This window comes from Arenimonas sp., from assembly GCF_036275555.1.
Classification (GTDB): Bacteria; Pseudomonadota; Gammaproteobacteria; order Xanthomonadales; family Xanthomonadaceae; genus Arenimonas.
In genome coordinates this window covers 78,489-94,651 of record NZ_DASUDO010000016.1, presented here as the reverse complement: position 1 = coordinate 94,651, position 16,163 = coordinate 78,489, and the positions used below count along the sequence as shown (strand labels likewise).

Below are 16,163 nucleotides of genomic sequence, written 5' to 3'. Positions count from 1 at the left end.
CCGGTGCTCGGCATCTGCTACGGCATGCAGACGATGGCCATGCAGCTCGGTGGGTTGGTGGAAGGCGGCCACGACCGCGAGTTCGGCTACGCCGAAGTCGAGGTGGCCTCGGCCTGTCGCCTGCTCGACGAGCAGAAGGACCATCCGGGCACGCCGCCGCGCATCGACGTGTGGATGAGCCACGGTGACCGCGTCACCCGCCTGCCCGAGGGCTTCAAGATCACGGCCCGCACCCACAGCGTGCCGATCGTCGCCATGGCCGACGAGGCGCGCCGCTACTACGGCGTGCAGTGGCACCCGGAAGTGACGCACACCAAGCAGGGCACCGAGCAACTGCGACGGTTCGTCGTCGACATAGCCGGCTGCGCCACGCTGTGGACGGCCGCGAACATCATCGAGGACCAGATCGCCCGCGTCCGCCAGCAGGTCGGGGAGGATGAAGTCCTGCTCGGCCTGTCCGGCGGCGTCGATTCCTCCGTCGTGGCCGCGCTGCTGCACAAGGCGATCGGCGAGAAGCTGACCTGCGTCTTCGTCGACACCGGCCTGCTGCGCTGGAACGAGGGCGACCAGGTAATGGCGATGTTCGCGCAGCACATGGGCGTCAAGGTCATCCGTGTCAACGCGGCGGATCGCTTCTACGGCGAACTGGCCGGCGTGCAGGACCCGGAGGCCAAGCGCAAGATCATCGGCCGGCTCTTCATCGAGGTCTTCGAGGAAGAGTCGAAGAAGCTGCCGAACGTGAAGTGGCTGGCGCAGGGCACGATCTACCCGGACGTGATCGAGTCGGCCGGCAGCAAGACCGGCAAGGCCCACGTCATCAAGAGCCACCATAACGTCGGCGGCCTGCCCGAGCACATGAAGCTGGGCCTGGTGGAGCCGCTGCGCGAGCTGTTCAAGGACGAGGTGCGCCGCATCGGCGTCGAGCTCGGCCTGCCGCGCGAGATGGTCTACCGGCATCCCTTCCCGGGCCCGGGCCTGGGCGTGCGTATCCTGGGTGAGGTGAAGCCCGAGTACGCCGAGCTGCTGGCCAAGGCCGATGCGATCTTCATCGACGAGCTGCGCAAGTCCGGCTGGTACGACAAGACCAGCCAGGCCTTCGCGGTGTTCCTGCCGGTGAAGTCGGTCGGCGTGGTCGGCGACGCCCGTGCCTACGAGTGGGTGATCGCCCTGCGCGCGGTCGAGACGGTCGACTTCATGACCGCGCACTGGGCGCACCTGCCTTACGAACTGCTGGACGACTGCTCCCGCCGCATCATCAACGAACTGCGCGGCGTCTCCCGCGTCGTCTACGACATCAGCGGCAAACCCCCCGCCACCATCGAGTGGGAATGATCGCGGAGCGGGGGCTTTGGTTTTTGCCACAGATGAACACAGATGAACACGGATAGTGCAAAAGACTGGAGTGTTTTCTTCGCACTCCCGCCGTTTTGGCCGCCAACCCTCGCTTCCTGATTGGCTCAATCCGTTCCAGCTTCTGCTCTATCCGTGTTCATTTGTGTTCATCCGTGGCTAACGACATGAATCCCACCGACGAAGAATGGATGCAGCAGGCGCTCGCGCTGGCCGACAAGGCGGAGCGGGAGCATGACGAGGTGCCGGTGGCCGCGCTCGTGGTCGGGCCGGATGGAGAGCTGCTGGCCGAGGGGTTCAACCGGAACATCGGGGAGTGCGATCCGAGTGCGCACGCGGAGATCGTCGCCATGCGCGAGGCCGGGCGCCGGCTCGGCAACCACCGGCTGCTGGGCTGCACCCTGTACGTGACGCTCGAGCCCTGCGCGATGTGCGCCATGGCGATGGTGCATGCCCGCATCGCCCGCGTGGTGTTCGGTGCCCGCGATCCCAAGACCGGCGCCGCCGGCAGCGTCTTCGACCTGCTGCAGGATCCGCGCCACAACCACCGCGTGGTGGTGCAAGGCGGCGTGCTGGGCGAGGAAGCCGGGGCGCGGCTAACGAACTACTTCCGCCGCAAGCGCGGCAAGGCCTAGCGCGGAAACCTGGCATGGCGCCGGGCTGGCCCCGGGCCGGCCACGCGCGCGGGCAGGGCCGGGCTCAGCGCCGGCGGCGCGCCAGCTCCATGTCCAGTTCGGCGTCGAAGCTGCGCACCGACAGGCTCACTTCCCGCCCCAGCGCCAGGCTGGCGCCCAGCAGGCCGAGCACGCCGACCACGGCCAGGCCGGTGGGCAGGTAGGGCAGGCGGAAGCCGGCGAAGGCGTCCACCGCCAGGGCCAGGCTGGTGCCGACGAAGGCGCCCAGGCCCAGGTAGAGCATCAGGCAGGCGCGCAGCACCAGGTGGGCGCGGCGGCGGTGGCGCTGGATCTGTTGCTCCAGCTGCGCGCGGTCCATGACGTCGCCGCCGTCGAGCTGGGCGATGATGCCGCGCAGCCGGTCCACCACCCGGGCCAGGCGCGCGTTGGCCGAGACCAGCAGCGAGCCGGTGGCCGCCATCAGCAGGGCGGGGGCCAGCATGGAGGTCAGGATGCGGTAGTGGTCGAGGGCGTCCTGCGGGTTCACGGCGTCATCTCGGGCGGTTGGGGCTGAAGTATGATGCGGCCATCCCCACCGCCGCCAGCCGCGCATGCCCAGCCACGAGCAGAACCTGATCTGGATCGACCTGGAGATGACCGGCCTGGACCCGGACACGGATTCGATCCTCGAGATCGCCACCCTGGTCACCGACAGCCAGCTCAACGTCCTCGCCGAAGGCCCCGAGCTCGCCATCCGCCACCCGCTGGCCCGGCTCGAGGCCATGGACGAGTGGAACCGCAACACCCACTCGCGCTCCGGCCTCTGGCAGCGCGTGCTCGACAGCGACGTCGACATGGCGCGCGCCGAAGCGCTGACCGTGGAGTTCCTCACGCACTGGGTGCCGGCCGGCAAGTCGCCGATCTGCGGCAACTCGATCGGCCAGGACCGCCGTTTCCTGGTGCGGCACATGCCGCGGCTCGAGCGCTACTTCCACTACCGCAACCTCGACGTCTCGACGCTGAAGGAGCTCGCGCGCCGCTGGGCGCCCGACGTGCTCGCCAGCTTCAGCAAGGTCGGCGCGCACACCGCGCTGTCCGACATCCGCGAGTCGGTGAAGGAGCTGGCGCACTATCGCCAGCACATGGGCAAGCTGGGCGGGCTCTGAGCATGGCGACGATGACCCGCATGCTGCTGGCGGCGCTGCTCGTGCTGGCCGGCCCGGCCGCGTTGGCCCAGGCGCAGGAACAGAAGGCGCTCGACGCCTACGCCCGCGAGATCTGGACCACCCGCGACGGCCTGCCGCACAACCAGGTCAACTCGATCGCGCAGACGCCCGAGGGCTACCTCTGGTTCGCCACCTGGGAAGGCGTGGTGCGCTACAACGGGCAGGAGTTCCGCAGCTTCGGCCGCAACAACGTGCCGGCGCTGCAGGACAGCGGCATCCGCGCGGTCAGCGTCGGCCCCACCGGCAACCTCGTGGTCTCGACCTCGCGCGGCGGCGTCAGCGTGCTGCGCGGCGAGGCGTGGACCACCTACACCACGGCGCAGGGCCTGGCGCAGGACGAAACCTTCGCGGCCATCGAGGACCGCAACGGCCGGATCTGGGTGGCGTCGGAAAGCCGCGGCGTCACCCGGCTCGATCCCGATGGCGCCACCCACTTCAACATCGGCAATGGCCTGGGTTCGGACGTGGGCTACGCGATCGTCGAGGATGGCTCGGGCGCGATCTGGGCCGCCACCGGCCTGGGCGTCGCCCGCATCGAAGGCGACCGCGTGCAGAACTTCAGCGTCGACGCCGGCCTGCCGGCGGGCGCGGTGTTCAGCCTGGCGCTGGCGCCCGACGGCCAGCTGTACGTTGGCACCGAGGAAGGCCTTTACGTGGGCCGCGGCGGACGTTTCGAACCGGTCGGCGCGGGGTTCCCCGCGGTGGCGGTGGCCAGCCTGCAGGTGGACCAGCAGGGCAGCCTCTGGATCGGCACGGTCAGCCGCGGCCTGTTCCGTCTGGGCGATCGCGGGCTCGAGCATTTCGACGTCTCTGACGGCCTGCCCAACAACCGCGTCGCCTCGCTGTTCGCCGACCGCGAAGGCAGCGTGTGGGTCGGCACCAACGCCGGCCTGATGCGCTTCGCCGACACGCCCTTCATCACCATCGACAGCCACCAGGGCCTGGCCGACGACTACGTGCGCGCGCTGCTGCAGACCCGCGAGGGCGAGATCCTGATCGGCACCAGCCGCGGCATGGACCGCTGGAAGGACGAGGTCGTCACCAACTCGCCCGAGCTCTCGTCGCATTCGGTGCTGAGCATCGCCCAGGACAGGGCCGGCGACATCTGGATGGGCACGTATTCGACCGGCCTGCTGCGCTGGCGCGACGGCGTGCTGCTAGAGCAGATGACGGCCGGCGACGGCCTGCCCGCGAACCAGGTGCGCGCGGTCCACGAGGACCGCGACGGCACGCTCTGGATCGGCACCTCGCGCGGCCTGCTGCGGCGCAAGGACGGCACCAGCCTGGTGCTGGGCGAGAAGGACGGGCTGCCGCGCGAGTTCGTGCTCAGCCTCTTCGAAGCCTCCGACGGCAGCCTCTGGGTCGGCACTTCGAACGGCGCCGGCCGCATCCGCGGCGACGAGATCACGGCCGTCGACCTCGCGACGATGGACGGCGCGCAGGACGTCTTCGGCATGCACGAGGATCCCGACGGCACGCTGTGGTTCGCGACCGATCGCGGCCTGGTGCGGCGCCTGCGCAGCGGCGAGCTCAGCATCGTCGGCAGCCGCCAGGGCCTGCCGGTCGACGCCGTGTTCCAGGTGGTCGTGGACAGCTACGGCAACTTCTGGCTCAGCTCGAACGCCGGCGTGGTCTACATCCGCCGCGACGACATGGAAGCGGTGGCCGACGGCACCGGCGAGCGCCTGGACTACCAGCAGTTCGCCGAGGCCGACGGCATGGGCAGCGCGCAGTGCAACGGCGGCGCCGGCCCGGCCGCGCTGCGCGCCGCCGACGGCAGCATCTGGGTCGCGACCGCCAAGGGCGTGGCCGTGGTCCAGCCCGACCAGCTGCCGCGCTACCAGCTGGCGCCGCCGCCGGTGGTGATCGAAGGCCTGCGCGTGGACGACGCCAGCACCAGCGCCGCCGGCACCCTGGTGCTGCCGCCGGGCACGCGCAAGCTCGAGCTCGATTACGTGAGCCTGAGCTACCGCACGCCCGAGCAGATCCGCTACCGCTACCGGCTCGAAGGCTTCGACAACGGCTGGGTCGAGCGCAGCACCCGCCGCAACGCGCAGTACACCAACCTGCCGCCGGGCCAGTACCGGTTCCAGGTCAGCGCCGCCCAGCGCGGCAGCGGCTGGAGCCCCGAGACGGCCTCGGTCAACTTCGAGATCCAGCCACGCTTCTACCAGCGGCCCTGGTTCCTGCCGGTGGCGGGCTCGCTGCTGGCGCTGTTCCTGTACACGCTCTACCGCGCCCGCGTAAACCAGCTCAAGGCGCGCGAGGCCCAGCTGAGCCGCATCGTCGACGACCGCACGCGGGCGCTGAGCGAGAAGAACGGCGAGCTCGAGCTCAAGAACGAAACCATCCGCAAGCAGTCCGAGGTGTTCGAGCTGCTCTCGCGCACCGACGCGCTGACCGGCCTGCCGAACCGGCGCAGCATGGACGAGGGCCTGGCCCGCGCCTACCGCGAAGCCGTGGCGGCGGACCAGCCGCTGTGCTTCGGGCTGCTGGACATCGACCATTTCAAGCGCATCAACGACGGCTACTCGCACGATGTCGGCGACGAGGCGCTGCGGCGCGTGGCGCGGGCGATGCTCAAGCAGATGGGCCGCCACCCGATGGAAGGCTGGACCGCCGAACAGCGGGTCGCGCGCTGGGGCGGCGAGGAGTTCGCGCTCCTGTTCCCGGGTGCCAGCGCGGACCAGGCGGCGGTGGTCGCCGAGCAGTTGCGGGCGGCCATCGAGGCGATCGACTGCAGCGACTTCGCGGCCGGCCTGAAGATCACGGCCAGCATCGGTCTGTGCGAACGCACCGGCCTGAGCCACCACGAGCGTCTCGTCACGCATGCCGACGAGCGGCTGTACGAGGCCAAGCGCGCCGGCCGCAATCGCGTCAGCCGCTGAGCCCGGTCGTCAGCGCGCGGGGAAGCGCGGCGCCGTCGGCGTCGAGTGCAGCACGCGCACGCTGCCCGGCGCCAGCGCGTCCGGCACCTGGCCCATCAGCAGCGCTTCCAGGCCCATCGGCCCGAGCGTTTCGCCCGGGGCCAAGCCCACCCACGCGTTCTTTCCGGCGGCCTTCGCGGCATACAGCGCGCGGTCGGCCAGCGCCACGCTCTGCTCCCAGTCACCGACCACCGCGTGCCGGGCCGAGAACGGCCAAGGCGCGAAGCCGATCGAGCAGGTGATCGACAGCGACAGCCCGGAGGAAAGCACGAAGGGCTGGTCGGCGATCACGCGGCGGATGCGCTCGGCGACCGCCGGCGCGTCGTGCATGTGCAGCTCGCGCAGCATCCAAAGGAACTCCTCGCCACCCCAGCGCACCACCACGTCGTGGCCCCGGCTGAGGCTGCTCAGCCGGGCGGCGAACGCGACCAGCACCTCGTCGCCGACCGGATGCCCGTGCTGGTCGTTGACCGACTTGAAGTCGTCGATGTCGACCATGAAGAACACCAGTCCGCCGCGTCCTTCGCCGGCGGCGGACTCGCGCACGATCTGCAGCCCCTCGCGGGACAGCCACTGCTGCAGGTCGCGACGGTTGGACACGTGGGTCAGCGGATCGGTGCGGGTGGCGACCTCGAGCTCGAGGTTGTTGGCCTGCAGCTGGCGGTTGGCGCGCTCGAGCTCGGCGGTGCGTTCGGCCACGGTGCGGTTGAGCAAGGCGATGCGGGCCTCGCGCTCGCGGCCGCGGGCGCCAATGCGCGAATAGCCCCACGCCAACAGCGCGCAGCCGAGCAGGGCGTAGCCGAGGTAGGCGAGGGGATGGCGCCAGATTGGCGGCGGCACGTCCAGCACCAGGGTGCGCGGCGGACCGAAGCGGCCGTCGCGGCCGGCGGCGGACAGCTCCAGCGGATAATCGCCGGGCGCGAGGTGGCTGAGCATCAGTTCCGCCTGCGGACCCCGCGTCTGCACCCAGTCGTCGTGGATGCCGCCGATGCGATAGCGCAGGCGCGCCGCCGCCGGGGCCGAGAAATCAATCGCCACCAGGTCGATCGCCAGCACGGCGTCGCGCGGGTCCATCGCCACGCGGTCGGCGTAGAGCGTGTCGAAACGGCGGGCATCCGGCACCGGCGTGCCGCCGCCGCGCACCCCGATCACCTGCAGCCCGGCGACCACCGGCGTGGCCGGCGGGCTGGTGAAATCCAGGGCGTCGGGATCGACGACGTCGAGGCCCTCGGTGCCGCCGAAGAACAGGCGGCCCTCGGCATCCACCCAGCCGGCGCCACTGTTGTACTCGCGATTGCCCAGCCCGTCCCCGGGGCCGAGCGGCTGGATCACGCCGCTGGCGGGATCGAGCACGTTCAGGCCGTTGTTGGTGCTCAGCCACAGCCGCCCGCGGCGGTCGGGCAGGATGCGGTAGACGACGTCGTTCGAGAGCCCGTCGGCGCTGGTGAAGGCACGCACGGCGTCGTCATCGCGCCCCAGGCGCAGCAGGCCGCCGGCAAAGGTGCCGACCCAGTAGGCGTCCGGACTGGCGTGCAGCGACCAGACCGAGTTGTGCGGCAGCCGGCCGTTGCCCGGGTGCAGGTGTTCGAGGCGGCCGTCGGGCCAGAGGCGGTACAGACCCCGCTCGTTGCTGCCGATCCAGAGCCGGCCGCGCACGTCGCGCATCAGGCTGGTCAGGAATTCGCCGGCCAGCTCCGCCGGCACGCCGGCCGTGGTCAGCACGCCGTCGCGGACGTGGGCCAGGCCGCCGCGGGTGGCGATCCAGACATCGGCGCCTTCCACCAGCAGGTCGGTCACGCGCGGGTCGGGGAGGGGGGAATGCGGCCGGGCGTTTCCCTCGGGGTCCATCCGCCACAGGCCGCGATGGGTACCCAGCCACCAGCCGCCGTCCGCGGCGGCGGCGATCGCGCGGATCGAGGTGTTGCCCAGCGCGGGCACGTCGCGCCAGGGCGCGTCCGGCGCCGGGCGCCAGGCCAGGCCGGCATCGGTGCCCACGAGCTCGACGCCGTCGCGGCGCCACACCGAGCGCACGCTGCGCACCGGCCAGGCCGCGAGGTCCCCGGGCCCGACCAGGTCGCGACGGATCGCCGCCGACAGCGGCCGGCCGCGGAACAGGCCGCGGGTATGGGTGCCGATCCACAGCACGCCGTCGCGATCCTGGGTGAGGACCTGGATCGCACCATGGATGCGCTGGTCGAAGTCCAGGCGCTGGGCCTCGCCGCCGCCGCGCACGTCCAGCCGCAGCACGGTGCCGTCGTCGTAGCCGAGCAGCAGCTCGCCGCCGGGGCGCTGCAGCAGGCTGGTGACGCTGGCCCCGTCGGGCGTGACCGCGGCGGGGGCGAAGCGCTGCAGCAGGTGGCCGCCGGGCGAGGCGAGCATCACGTCGCCGGCGGCCGTGGCCAGCCACAGCCCTTCGGCCGAACCCTGCAGCGCGACGCAGCCGGCCAGCCCTTCGGCGAGCGGCGGCAGCGGGTCGATGCGCGCGGGCCAGAGCCGCCAGAGGCGGCAGTCGGCGCCCAGGGCGTAAGGTTCACCCGCGGCACGGGCCATGGCGATGATGCGGATATCGACGGCGAGCGTTTTCGCACCCGAGATCGCGGCATCGACGTAATCAACGCCGCGCTCGGTGCCGATCCACGCACCGGCCTCGCCATCCACCAGCACGTCGCCCACGGTCGGGTGCGACAAGCCCTGGTCGGTGCCCAGGCGCTGGCGCTGCCCGGTGCGCAGGTCGAGCACTTCCAGGCCGGCGTCGTTGGTGCCGATCCACAGGCGGTCCCGACCGTCGTGGGCGAGCGTGTCCACGCTGCTGCTGACCGGGCCCGCGTCCTGGTCCGGCTGCCGGCGCTGGACGACGAAGCGCTGGCCGTCGAAACGATTCAGGCCTTCCTGGGTGCCGATCCAGAGGAAGCCGGTGTCGTCCTGCACGATCGAGGTGACCGACAGCTGCGACAGGCCCTCGTCGAGGCCATAGCGCTCGAGGCTGAGGAAGGGAGGGCGGGGCTCGGCGCCCGTCGCCGGGGCCAGCGCAAGCGCGCCCGCCAGGAACATAGCCGTCCGGTGCCGCATCCGCATGCCGCCGCCGCCCCCTGCCGGGGTTTCGGGCCCCGTTGGCCCGAGTATGCCCAGCCCGGCGGGCCGCGGCCACAGCGAATTTCCCGCCCCCGGCTCAGCCGCGGTCGGGGTCCTCCACGGCGGCGGTGACCTGGGCCAGCGGCCGGCCGTCGGCGTCGTGGTGGTAGACGTGCAGGTCGCGCTGCGGGAACGGGATCGAGACGCCGGCCTTGGCGAAATCGCGGTGGATGGCCTCGGTCAGCTCGCTGCGCGCGAGCACGAAGTCGGGCGTCTTCACCCAGGCGCGCAGCACCAGGCCGATGCTGCTTTCGCCCAGTCCGGTGACCAGCACGTCGGTTTCCGGGGCCTCGAGCACGCGCGCGTTGGCGCGGGCGATGCCCAGCAGCACCGAGCGCGCCCGGGCCAGGTCGTCGCCATAGCCCACGCCCACGGTGACGTCCACGCGCCGCTCGCCGCGCGAGGTGAAGTTGACGATCGGCGAGGTGGTGACCTCGCTGTTGGGCAGGGTGATGTCGTGGTTCTGGTAGGCGCGCAGCACGGTCTGGAAGATGCCGACGCGCTCGACCACGCCTTCCTGCCCGGCGATTTGCACCGCGTCGCCGGCGCGGAACGGCCGCAGCACGATCAGCATCACGCCCGAGGCGATGTTCGACAGCGAATCCTTCAGCGCCAGGCCGATCGCCAGGCCGGCCGCGCCCAGCACCGCCAGCATCGAGGTGGTGGGTACGCCCAGCGCGTCCAGCGCCGCCACCAGCACCACCACCAGGCCGATCACGTAGGCGAGGTTGCGCAGGAAGTCGCGCAGGATCAGGTCCAGCCCGGCCCGCAGCATCACGCGGTCCAGGCCCTTCGAAAGCATGCGCGCCAGCCAGAGGCCGACCAGCGCGATCGCCAACGCCACGGCGATGCGCCAGAGCCAGTCGGATCCGGCGACCTGGCGGGCCAGGTCGCGCGCGGTGTCGGCGGGCGCGGCGAGGAAGCTGGCGACCGCCATCAGCTCGCCTTGAGCTTGGCCAGGCGCAGCCAGGTGTCCACCACGGTGTCCGGGTTGAGCGACACCGACTCGATGCCCTGCTGCATCAGCCAGTCGGCCAGGTCCGGGTGGTCGGACGGGCCCTGGCCGCAGATGCCGATGTACTTGCCCTTGGCGCGGGCGGCCGAGATGGCCATCGACAGCAGCTTCTTCACCGCCGGGTCGCGCTCGTCGAACAGCTCGGCGACGATGCCGGAGTCGCGGTCCAGGCCCAGGGTGAGCTGGGTGAGGTCGTTCGAGCCGATCGAGAAGCCGTCGAAGATCTCGAGGAACTCCTCGGCCAGCAGCGCGTTCGACGGCACCTCGCACATCATGATGACCTTCAGGCCGTTCTCGCCGCGCTTGAGGCCGTTGGCCTCGAGCGTGCGGATGACGGCGCGGCCTTCCTCGAGCGTGCGCACGAACGGGATCATGATCCAGCAGTTGGTCAGGCCCATCTGGTCGCGCACCTTCTTCACGGCCCGGCACTCGAGCGCGAAGCAGTCGCGGAAATCGGGGTGCACGTAGCGCGAGGCGCCGCGGAAGCCGATCATCGGGTTTTCTTCGTGCGGCTCGTAGGCCTTGCCGCCGACCAGGTTGGCGTACTCGTTCGACTTGAAGTCGGACAGGCGCACGATCACCGGGTTCGGCGCGAACGCGGCGGTCAGCGTGGCGATGCCCTCGACCAGGCGCTCGACGTAGAACTCGACCGGGCTGGCGTAGCCGGCGGTGATCTGGTCGATCTGCTTCTTGAGTTCGGCCGGCTGGCGGTCGTACTCGAGCAGGGCGCGCGGGTGCACGCCGATCTGGCGGGCGATGATGAACTCCAGGCGGGCCAGGCCGATGCCCTGGTTGGGCAGCTGCGCGAAGTCGAAGGCGCGCTCGGGGTTGCCGACGTTCATCATGATCTTCAGCGGCGCCGGCGGCATGTTGCCGAGGTCGGTGGTGATGACCTCGAAACCCTGCTTGCCGGCATAGATGAAGCCGGTATCGCCCTCGGCGCAGGACACCGTCACCTCGGCGCCGTCGGGAATCATCTTCATCGCGTCGCCGGTGCCGACCACGGCAGGCACGCCCAGCTCGCGGGCGATGATCGCCGCGTGGCAGGTGCGGCCGCCGCGGTTGGTGACGATGGCGGCGGCGCGCTTCATGATCGGCTCCCAGTCGGGGTCGGTCATGTCGGCCACCAGCACGTCGCCGGGCTGGAACTTGCTCATCTCGGCCAGGCTGCGCACGACGCGCGCCACGCCGGCGCCGACCTTGTGGCCGATGGCGCGGCCCTCGGTGAGCACCTCGCCCTTGGACAGCAGGTGGTAGCGCTCGATCTGGTTGGCGCTGGCGCGCGACTTCACCGTCTCCGGGCGCGCCTGCACGATGTAGAGCTTGCCGGTGTGGCCGTCCTTCGCCCACTCGATGTCCATCGGGCGGCCGTAGTGCTTCTCGATGGTGAGGGCCTGGCGCGAGAGCTCCTCGACGTCGGCGTCGGAGATCGAGAACTGGCGGCGCAGGTCGGCCGGCGTGTCCTCGATGCGCACGCGCTCGCCGGGCTGGTCGGAATAGACCATCCGGATAAGCTTGGAGCCGATGGTGCGGCGCAGGATCGCCGGCTTGCCCTGTTCCAGCGTGGGCTTGTAGACGTAGAACTCGTCCGGGTTCACCGCGCCCTGCACGACCATCTCGCCGAGGCCGTAGCTGGAGGTGACGAACACCGCGTCGCGGAAGCCCGATTCGGTGTCGAGCGTGAACAGCACGCCCGACGAGCCCACGTCCGAGCGCACCATCAGCTGCACGCCGGCGCTCAGGAACACGTCCTCGTGCTTGAAGCCGTGGTGCACGCGGTAGGCGATGGCGCGGTCGTTGTAGAGGCTGGCGAAGACTTCCTTCACCTTGCGCACCACGTCGTCCTCGCCGGTGACGTTGAGGAAGGTTTCCTGCTGGCCGGCGAAGCTGGCGTCGGGCAGGTCCTCGGCGGTGGCGGAGGAGCGCACGGCGACGGCGATCTCGCTGGCGCCGGCCTCGGCGCACAGCTTGCGGTAGCCGGCGCGGATGGCCTGGTCGAGCTCGGGCTGCAGCGGGGCGTCGATGACCCAGCCGCGGATCTCGCCGCCGGCGGCCACCAGCGCGTCCACGTCCTCGACGTCGAGCGTGGCCAGGCGGTCGAAGATGCGATGGCTGAGGTCGTTGAAGGCGATGAAGCGGCGGAAGGCGTCGGCGGTGGTGGCGAAGCCGCCCGGCACCGAGACCCCGAGGTGCGCCAGCTGGCCGATCATCTCGCCGAGCGAGGAGTTCTTGCCGCCGACCTGGGCGAGGTCGGTGAGGCGAAGTTCGTGCAGCCAGAGGACGTCGGCGTTCAAGGGGGTCTCCGTGGGCTCGGGAAGGGGGCGGCCAGGCGGCGGGCCCGCTGTGGATGGGGCCGCAGCTGCGTATGATGCGACCCCGGGGCTACCCCATACAAGCTTGAATTGGCTGGGGAATCATGCGTCGGGCCCCGGCGCGCAAGGCGAGGGCAGGGCATGGCGGCGGCAAGACCGGTTTTCTATGTTTCCGACGGCACCGGCATTACCGCCGAAACCATCGGCCACAGCCTGCTGACCCAGTTCTCCGGGATCGAGTTCGAGACCCGCCGCATCGCCTTCGTCGACAGCGTCGAGAAGGCCGAAGCCGCCGTCGCCGAGATCCGCCGGGCCGGCGAGCACGCAGGCGTTCGCCCGGTGGTGGTGAACACCGTGGTGGACCCGGACCTGATCACCCTGCTGGCCGAGAGCGGGGCGCTGATGCTGGACGTGTTCGCCCCGTTCATCAGCCCGCTGGAGCAGGAGCTGGGCCTGCGGCGGGAATCGCGGGTCGGCCACGCGCACGGCATGGTCGATTTCAAGGCCTACGAGGCCCGCATCAACGCCACCAACTACGCGCTCACCCATGACGACGGCATGGACATCCACTACGACGACGCCGACGTGATCCTGGTCGGCGTGTCGCGCTCGGGCAAGACGCCCACCTGCCTGTACATGGCGCTGCACTACGGCGTGAAGGCCGCGAACTATCCGCTCACCGAGGAAGACCTGGAGGGCCGCGAGCTGCCGCGCCGCCTGCGTGCGCACCGCCGCAAGCTGTTCGGCCTCACCATCGACCCCGAGCGCCTGCAGCAGATCCGCAACGAGCGCCGCCCGAATTCCCGCTACGCCACCCTCGAGACCTGCCGGGCCGAGGTGGTGCAGGCCGAGGCGCTGTTCCGCCAGGAGAACATCCCGGTGCTCAGCACCACCCACACCTCGATCGAGGAAATCGCCGGCAAGGTGCTGGCCCACCAGGGCATCCACCGGCACATGTTCTGAGCGCCGGGACCCCGCCGGACGCGTGCTAGCATCGGGCCATGCAAGCGCCCGCCCACGATCGCAACGCCTTGCCCCGGATCAGCCGCTTCGCGTGGCTGATGGGCCTGTACGGCGAAAATTTCCATCGGCTCACCCGCATGTTCCAGCCGCAGTCGCTGCCCGCGGGGCGCTACGTTTCGCGCGTGCCCGGCGGCCTGGCGCTGGTGGTGGACGTGCTGGAGCAGCACGCGTACACGGTCGAACTGCGCCTGAGCTACCAGCTGCAGGACGCCCAGACCGGCCAGCCCGATCCGTCCGCCTACGTGCGTCTGTACCGCGATGCCCGCCAGGCCGAGGTCACGCACTGCTACGTCGGCCGCCACTGGCAGGACGTGCTCGGCCTGCGCCCCAGCGTGCAGGCGATGCTCAGCCACCGCCTGCGCATGAACAGTTTCCTCAACAAGTGGCTGGACTACCTGGACAGCCAGGGGCACGGTCCCCACACCCTGTCCGGGCTCGAGCCGGAGCCGGCCGGAGAAAAAAACGTCGCCTGTGCTTGACGAGGCAAATGCGGATGTCTAAACTTCCGCTTCTTCCTTCGGTGGGGCTATAGCTCAGCTGGGAGAGCGCTACAATGGCATTGTAGAGGTCATCGGTTCGATCCCGATTAGCTCCACCACTTATTCGCGTCACGCTTCAAAAAAAGTTCCAAGTCCCCATCGTCTAGAGGCCTAGGACATTACCCTTTCACGGTAGCGACCGGGGTTCGAATCCCCGTGGGGACGCCAAGTTCAAGCCTCCAGGAAAGCCCGGCCAGCGCCGGGCTTTTTCTTTTGGCGCCCGGCGCGGGATGATGGCGGCCGGACGCAGGAGGCGGGGACATGGACGGACAATTCAGCCTGCTTGGCTGGTCGGCCTTCGCGGCCGGCCTCGAATCCGCCGAGGACTGGCAGGCCTGGGCCCTGGCGCCGACGCTGCCGGCCGGGATCGCCACCCCGGCCCTGGCCGAAATGCCGGCCATGCAGCGGCGGCGGCTCGAGCCGCTGGGCCGCATGGCCCTGCAGGTGGCCTGGCGCTGCCAGCCGGAGGCCGCGCCCGGGCTGCCGATGGTGTTCGCCTCCCGCCACGGCGACGTGGCCCGCACCTACGAGATGCTGGCCGGGCTGGCGCGCGGCGAGCCGCTGTCGCCGACCCACTTCGGCCTGTCCACGCACAACGCGATCGCGGCGCAGTACTCGATCGCGCGCGGGCTCACCGACAACTACCTGGCGGTGTCAGGCGGCGTCGAATCGCCCGAGGCGGCCGTGACCGAGGCCCTGGCGCTGCTCGCGGACGGCGCACCGGAGGTGCTGGTGGTGCTGTACGACGGCCCGACGCCCGAGCCCTATGCCGAATACCGCGACGAACCCGAGGCCGCCTGGGCCTGGGCCTGGCGGATCGCGGCGCCGCGCGACGGTGCGCCGCGACTCTCGCTGCAGCCCCACGCCGGCGCGCCGGCCAAGGCGGCCGCGGCGCTGCCGCACGGACTGGACGTATTGCGCTTTGCGCTGGCGGGCGAGGGCGGCCTGGTCTCGCCTTCGGGCACCCGCTGCTGGCATCGGCATGCGTGAGCGGCTCGACCACGCCTGGCGCGTGTTCGGCACCGCGGTGTCGTTCGCGGCCTTCGGCCTGGGCGGCGTGCTGCTGGGCCTGCTGGTGTTCCCGCTGCTGCGGCTGGCGGTTCGCGACCCCGAACGGCTGGGCCGGATGGCGCGGCGGCTGGTGCAGGCCAGCTTCGCCAGCCACGTCTGGCTGATGCGCCGCCTGGGCGTGATGAGCTGGGAAATCCACGGCGCCGAGCGCCTGCGCCGCCCGGGCCTGCTGGTGCTGGCCAACCACCCTACGCTGATCGACGTGGTCTGCCTGATCGGCATGATCGAGGAGGCCGACTGCGTGGTGAAGTCGCGCCTGGCCACCAACCCCTTCACGCGCGGGCCGCTGAGGGCCGCCGGCTACGTGTTCAACGACAACGGCGCCGGGCTGGTGCAGGACTGCATCGATTCGGTTCGCTCGGGCAAGAACCTGGTGATCTTCCCGGAGGGCACCCGCACGCCGCGCGGCGAAGTGCTCGGCCCCCTGCAGCGCGGGGCGGCGAACATCGCGGTCCGCGGCGTGCTGGACGTGACGCCCGTCATCATACGGTGCACCCCGCCAACGCTGGGAAAGGGTGAGAAATGGTATCGTGTCCCGTCACGTCGATTTCACATCAAAATCGAGGTCCTGCCGGATATTCCGGTGGCCCCGTTCCTCGCCGGGAGCGCCGAAGCGCTGGCGGCCCGCCGGCTGACCGAACACCTCGAAACAACCTTCAAGTCGGAGTTGGCCCGTGCTGGCGCTGGAAGCTGAAATCAAGGAACTGATCATCACCACGATGTCGCTCGAGGACATCACCGCCGATGACATCGACGCCGCGGCCCCGCTGTTCAACGAGGGCCTGGGCCTGGACTCCATCGACGCCCTCGAACTCGGCCTGGCCCTGCAAAAACGCTACGGCGTGACGCTCGCCGCCGACTCCGAGGAAACCCGCCAGCACTTCGCCTCCGTCCGCGCGCTCAGCGCCTTCGTGGCGGCCAACCGCAAGCAGTAAGGCCACGCCGCCGCACCGC

General features: G+C 70.6%; 13 protein-coding genes and 2 tRNA genes. 11 read left to right on the top strand and 4 right to left on the bottom strand.

From position 1 onward, the window contains the following. Positions 1–1,332 (top strand): glutamine-hydrolyzing GMP synthase (gene guaA, locus VFV21_RS05520; protein ID WP_329668476.1); only part of this gene is annotated, 1,332 nt, incomplete at its 5' end. A gap of 185 nt (positions 1,333–1,517) precedes the next feature. Continuing rightward, positions 1,518–1,985: a tRNA adenosine(34) deaminase TadA gene (gene tadA / locus VFV21_RS05515; RefSeq protein ID WP_329668475.1), complete on the top strand. Its 468-nt coding sequence runs from the start codon at positions 1,518–1,520 to the stop codon at positions 1,983–1,985. A gap of 64 nt (positions 1,986–2,049) precedes the next feature. On the opposite strand, the gene VFV21_RS05510 is transcribed toward tadA, so the two are convergent. Further along, positions 2,050–2,511 (bottom strand): DUF2721 domain-containing protein, encoded by a 462-nt coding sequence (locus VFV21_RS05510; RefSeq protein ID WP_329668474.1) that lies wholly within the window; start codon positions 2,509–2,511, stop codon positions 2,050–2,052. Positions 2,512–2,575: 64 nt separating this feature from the next. Between VFV21_RS05510 and orn the strand changes: the two genes are divergently transcribed. Together orn and VFV21_RS05500 are read left to right on the top strand one after the other, a co-directional pair. Beyond that, on the top strand, positions 2,576–3,130 hold the full coding sequence (gene orn, locus VFV21_RS05505) for an oligoribonuclease (protein ID WP_329668473.1): 555 nt from the start codon (positions 2,576–2,578) through the stop codon (positions 3,128–3,130). Positions 3,131–3,132: 2 nt separating this feature from the next. Beyond that, positions 3,133–6,078: a two-component regulator propeller domain-containing protein gene (locus VFV21_RS05500; RefSeq protein WP_329668472.1), complete on the top strand. Its 2,946-nt coding sequence runs from the start codon at positions 3,133–3,135 to the stop codon at positions 6,076–6,078. A 9-nt stretch (positions 6,079–6,087) separates the two neighbouring features. Here VFV21_RS05500 and VFV21_RS05495 read toward each other — a convergent pair whose 3' ends face one another. The 3 genes from VFV21_RS05495 to ppsA all read right to left on the bottom strand — a co-directional run bounded on the left by VFV21_RS05495 (position 6,088) and on the right by ppsA (position 12,558). After that, positions 6,088–9,168: a diguanylate cyclase gene (locus VFV21_RS05495; protein WP_329668471.1), complete on the bottom strand. Its 3,081-nt coding sequence runs from the start codon at positions 9,166–9,168 to the stop codon at positions 6,088–6,090. A 118-nt stretch (positions 9,169–9,286) separates the two neighbouring features. Next, complete coding sequence (locus VFV21_RS05490) at positions 9,287–10,186, bottom strand: mechanosensitive ion channel family protein (protein WP_329668470.1); 900 nt, start codon at positions 10,184–10,186, stop codon at positions 9,287–9,289. Further along, on the bottom strand, positions 10,186–12,558 hold the full coding sequence (ppsA, locus tag VFV21_RS05485; protein ID WP_329668469.1) for a phosphoenolpyruvate synthase: 2,373 nt from the start codon (positions 12,556–12,558) through the stop codon (positions 10,186–10,188). Before ppsA ends, VFV21_RS05490 begins: the two co-directional genes overlap by 1 nt. Positions 12,559–12,717: 159 nt before the next feature. Here ppsA and ppsR point away from each other — a divergent pair, with 159 nt between their 5' ends. The 7 genes from ppsR to VFV21_RS05450 all read left to right on the top strand — a co-directional run bounded on the left by ppsR (position 12,718) and on the right by VFV21_RS05450 (position 16,144). After that, the gene (ppsR, locus tag VFV21_RS05480; protein WP_034211272.1) at positions 12,718–13,539 is read left to right on the top strand and encodes a posphoenolpyruvate synthetase regulatory kinase/phosphorylase PpsR; all 822 of its coding nucleotides are present in this window, start codon (positions 12,718–12,720) and stop codon (positions 13,537–13,539) included. Positions 13,540–13,577: 38 nt separating this feature from the next. After that, entirely contained in the window at positions 13,578–14,078 is a 501-nt protein-coding gene (locus VFV21_RS05475; protein WP_329668468.1) for a DUF1249 domain-containing protein, read from the top strand. A gap of 43 nt (positions 14,079–14,121) precedes the next feature. Further along, positions 14,122–14,197: transfer RNA gene (locus tag VFV21_RS05470), tRNA-Ala, on the top strand. A 33-nt stretch (positions 14,198–14,230) separates the two neighbouring features. After that, positions 14,231–14,306 (top strand) — tRNA-Glu (locus VFV21_RS05465). 93 nt (positions 14,307–14,399) lie between these two features. Beyond that, complete coding sequence (locus VFV21_RS05460) at positions 14,400–15,128, top strand: beta-ketoacyl synthase chain length factor (protein WP_329668467.1); 729 nt, start codon at positions 14,400–14,402, stop codon at positions 15,126–15,128. After that, positions 15,121–15,903 (top strand): lysophospholipid acyltransferase family protein, encoded by a 783-nt coding sequence (locus VFV21_RS05455; RefSeq protein WP_329668466.1) that lies wholly within the window; start codon positions 15,121–15,123, stop codon positions 15,901–15,903. The genes VFV21_RS05460 and VFV21_RS05455 overlap by 8 nt, the downstream gene beginning before the upstream one ends. Next, positions 15,884–16,144: a phosphopantetheine-binding protein gene (locus VFV21_RS05450; protein WP_329668465.1), complete on the top strand. Its 261-nt coding sequence runs from the start codon at positions 15,884–15,886 to the stop codon at positions 16,142–16,144. Before VFV21_RS05455 ends, VFV21_RS05450 begins: the two co-directional genes overlap by 20 nt. The last annotated feature ends 19 nt before the right edge of the window (positions 16,145–16,163 follow it).

Bases quoted from the DNA above. Each gene is read 5' to 3' on its own strand.
- VFV21_RS05475 (WP_329668468.1), top strand. From the start codon at position 13,578: ATGCAAGCGCCCGCCCACGATCGCAACGCCTTGCCCCGGATCAGCCGC.
- VFV21_RS05495 (WP_329668471.1), bottom strand. From the start codon at position 9,168: ATGTTCCTGGCGGGCGCGCTTGCGCTGGCCCCGGCGACGGGCGCCGAG.
- VFV21_RS05500 (WP_329668472.1), top strand. From the start codon at position 3,133: ATGGCGACGATGACCCGCATGCTGCTGGCGGCGCTGCTCGTGCTGGCC.
- tadA (WP_329668475.1), top strand. From the start codon at position 1,518: ATGAATCCCACCGACGAAGAATGGATGCAGCAGGCGCTCGCGCTGGCC.
- VFV21_RS05460 (WP_329668467.1), top strand. From the start codon at position 14,400: ATGGACGGACAATTCAGCCTGCTTGGCTGGTCGGCCTTCGCGGCCGGC.
- orn (WP_329668473.1), top strand. From the start codon at position 2,576: ATGCCCAGCCACGAGCAGAACCTGATCTGGATCGACCTGGAGATGACC.
- ppsR (WP_034211272.1), top strand. From the start codon at position 12,718: ATGGCGGCGGCAAGACCGGTTTTCTATGTTTCCGACGGCACCGGCATT.
- VFV21_RS05455 (WP_329668466.1), top strand. From the start codon at position 15,121: ATGCGTGAGCGGCTCGACCACGCCTGGCGCGTGTTCGGCACCGCGGTG.
- VFV21_RS05490 (WP_329668470.1), bottom strand. From the start codon at position 10,186: ATGGCGGTCGCCAGCTTCCTCGCCGCGCCCGCCGACACCGCGCGCGAC.